This window comes from Marispirochaeta aestuarii (assembly GCF_002087085.1).
GTDB classification, from domain to species: domain Bacteria; phylum Spirochaetota; class Spirochaetia; order JC444; family Marispirochaetaceae; genus Marispirochaeta; species Marispirochaeta aestuarii.
This window is the reverse complement of sequence record NZ_MWQY01000049.1, coordinates 1-2,392: the sequence shown is the minus strand read 5'-3', so window position 1 is coordinate 2,392 and position 2,392 is coordinate 1. Positions and strand designations below refer to the sequence as shown.

Sequence of the window (2,392 nt, the reverse complement as noted above, 5' to 3'; positions counted from 1 at the left end):
GTAACCGTCAATTAAACCCCACCTTATACCGGATAGCTGTATACCCTACAATCCTCCCTTTACGGAGGAATTGAATGGTCAAATATAACCGGAGACAGCAGCATGAACATCTTAGAAAATGGGAAGAAAGCGGATTAAGCGGGCAGGAGTATTGCCGGCAGCATGAAATACCACCAACGACCTTTTACAGCTGGAAAAAAGCCGAAAAAAAACGTGCCGTACAAACCGGGATAGTTTCTAAAACAGAAGCTGCAGCCCGGTTCATACCAGTAAAAAGCACTTTTCATCGTTTATCCGAAAAAGAAGCCATAACCATAAAGTTGCACGATATTGTTATTACCCTTCCGCTAACCGCCACGCAGGAACAAATAGCCAGGGTATTATCTGCAATGGAGCCCCGGCATGACTCCTGATTTTTCATCAGTTCAAATATTTATCCGGCCTGGAATCACCGATATGCGCAAAGCCATCAACGGCCTGGCTGTAATGGTGCAGGACCAGATGAATGGTAACCCGTTAAGCGGGAATCTGTATTTGTTCTGCAACCGTGAACGACGCATTATGAAAGCCTTGTACTGGGACCGGAATGGGTTCTGCCTTTGGCAGAAGAAACTGGAAAAGCACAAATTCCCCTGGCCATTAACTGAAGAAGATGCTCGCATCATCAACCCAGAGCAGCTTACCATGCTGTTGAAAGGTATTGATTTCTGGCATGAACATACTGCTTTGGAATATTCAAGGGTTTCTTAAAGCATTTAATACGCCTTAGGGAATTTACACATACATCAAGGTGTGCTAGAATTTCTATCAGTATGGATGTTGCAGAACTTCCTGCGGAAGTCCAGGAATATATTCGCTCAGTCGAAGAGAAAGCGGAGCAATCCGTTCGTTCATGGGAAACTCGTTATGCTTCCCTTGAAGAGCAGTATAAGCTCTTGTTACTGCAAAAGTTCGGACGAAAAAGTGAGAAGGAATCGGACGACACGGCACAGCAGGTTCTCTTTGACAGTGAACCATGTGCATCTGCTGAACAGGCTGTGGAGCAGGCAACAACTGTCAGGTCACATTCACGCAAGTCGCCGCAGGGCCGCAAGCCAATCGATGAGAGTATTCCCCGGGAAAACGTGATCATCGACATACCTGAAGACGAAAAGCAGTGCGGTTGCGGGCACATGATGACCAGGATTGGTGAGGAGACCTCAGAAAAGCTTCAGGTCATACCCCCGAAGATGTGGGTTGAGCGGATTGTTCGTCCGAAATATGCCTGTAAATCGTGCGAAGGATCAGGAGACGAAGAGAATCCGGCTGTGCGCATTGCCGATGTTCCGGCATCGATCATTCCGAAGAGTATTGCGACTCCCAGTCTCCTGTCGTTTATTATCACCAATAAGTTTATCGATCATCTACCGTACTACCGGCAGGAAAAACGGTTCGAACGCATCGGCATCCACATAAGCCGTCAGAACATGAGCAACTGGCAACAGGCGGCTTATGAGAAGATCCGGCCGCTAATAGGATTGATCCATGAGCACATTCGTTCAGGACCGGTCATCAATATGGACGAAACGCCGGTCCAGGTCCTGGGGGAACCTGAGCGGAAGGATACACAAAAATCCTATATGTGGCTGACTCGCGGAGGACCGCCTGAAAAACCGGCGTTCCTGTATTCATACCGGGAAACCCGTGGTTCAGAACATATTAAAGATCTTCTTAAAGGCTTCACGGGATATCTCCAAGTCGACGGGTATGAGGCGTATACAACAGCGCTGAGAGGCAACGATACGGTAACTCTTGTTGGCTGCTGGGCCCATGCGCGGAGAAAGTTCCATGAAGCGGGAAAAGTCTCAAAAAAGTCCGGAAGTGCCCAGGAAGGGATGAAGTTCATCAAGCAGCTGTACACTATCGAAAGCCGTTTGCGTGAAGATAAAAAACTTTCCGAGGCGGAGTTCCTGGAAAACCGCAAGGTCCAGGTTGAACCGGTATTACACTCATTTAAGACCTGGCTTTTGAATAGAGGTCAGCAGGTACCTCCTTCGGTACTGTTGGGCAAGGCAATTCACTACACGTTGAATGAATGGGAGAACCTGGTACGGTATCTGGGTTCCCCCTGGCTCACCCCGGATAATAATGCGGCTGAGCGGGCGATTCGACCGTTTGTGCTTGGCCGTAAGAACTGGCTATTTTTAGGCAGTCCCAAAGGTGCGGAAAGTTCCTGCGGCATGTACTCGCTCATTGAAACGGCCAATGCCAATGGCGTGAACCCGAATGATTATCTGCGAAGGGTTTTTGAAGAGGCTCCACAGGTGAAGGTCTCTGATAACTGGGAAACACTGCTCCCTTGGAATATTTCCCTCTGATTTCTTGTCAGGGGTGGGGTTTAATTGACGGTTAC

3 protein-coding genes are annotated in these 2,392 nt (G+C 48.4%); all 3 read left to right on the top strand.

Going from position 1 to position 2,392, the window contains the following annotated elements; translation table 11 throughout:
* The first annotated feature begins 74 nt into the window (after window positions 1–74).
* The 3 genes from tnpA (at window position 75) to tnpC (ending at window position 2,357) form a co-directional block, all read left to right on the top strand.
* The gene (gene tnpA, locus B4O97_RS19025) at window positions 75–413 is read left to right on the top strand and encodes an IS66 family insertion sequence element accessory protein TnpA (RefSeq protein WP_083053101.1); all 339 of its coding nucleotides are present in this window, start codon (window positions 75–77) and stop codon (window positions 411–413) included.
* Complete coding sequence (gene tnpB / locus B4O97_RS19020; protein ID WP_083053100.1) at window positions 403–750, top strand: IS66 family insertion sequence element accessory protein TnpB; 348 nt, start codon at window positions 403–405, stop codon at window positions 748–750. Before tnpA ends, tnpB begins: the two co-directional genes overlap by 11 nt.
* Window positions 751–812: 62 nt before the next feature.
* The gene (gene tnpC, locus B4O97_RS19015; RefSeq protein ID WP_083053099.1) at window positions 813–2,357 is read left to right on the top strand and encodes an IS66 family transposase; all 1,545 of its coding nucleotides are present in this window, start codon (window positions 813–815) and stop codon (window positions 2,355–2,357) included.
* Window positions 2,358–2,392 lie beyond the last annotated feature (35 nt).

What these genes read in the sequence shown, in the direction of transcription:
- tnpA (WP_083053101.1), top strand. Translation starts at nt 75, where the DNA reads ATGGTCAAATATAACCGGAGACAGCAGCATGAACATCTTAGAAAATGG.
- tnpB (WP_083053100.1), top strand. Translation starts at nt 403, where the DNA reads ATGACTCCTGATTTTTCATCAGTTCAAATATTTATCCGGCCTGGAATC.
- tnpC (WP_083053099.1), top strand. Translation starts at nt 813, where the DNA reads ATGGATGTTGCAGAACTTCCTGCGGAAGTCCAGGAATATATTCGCTCA.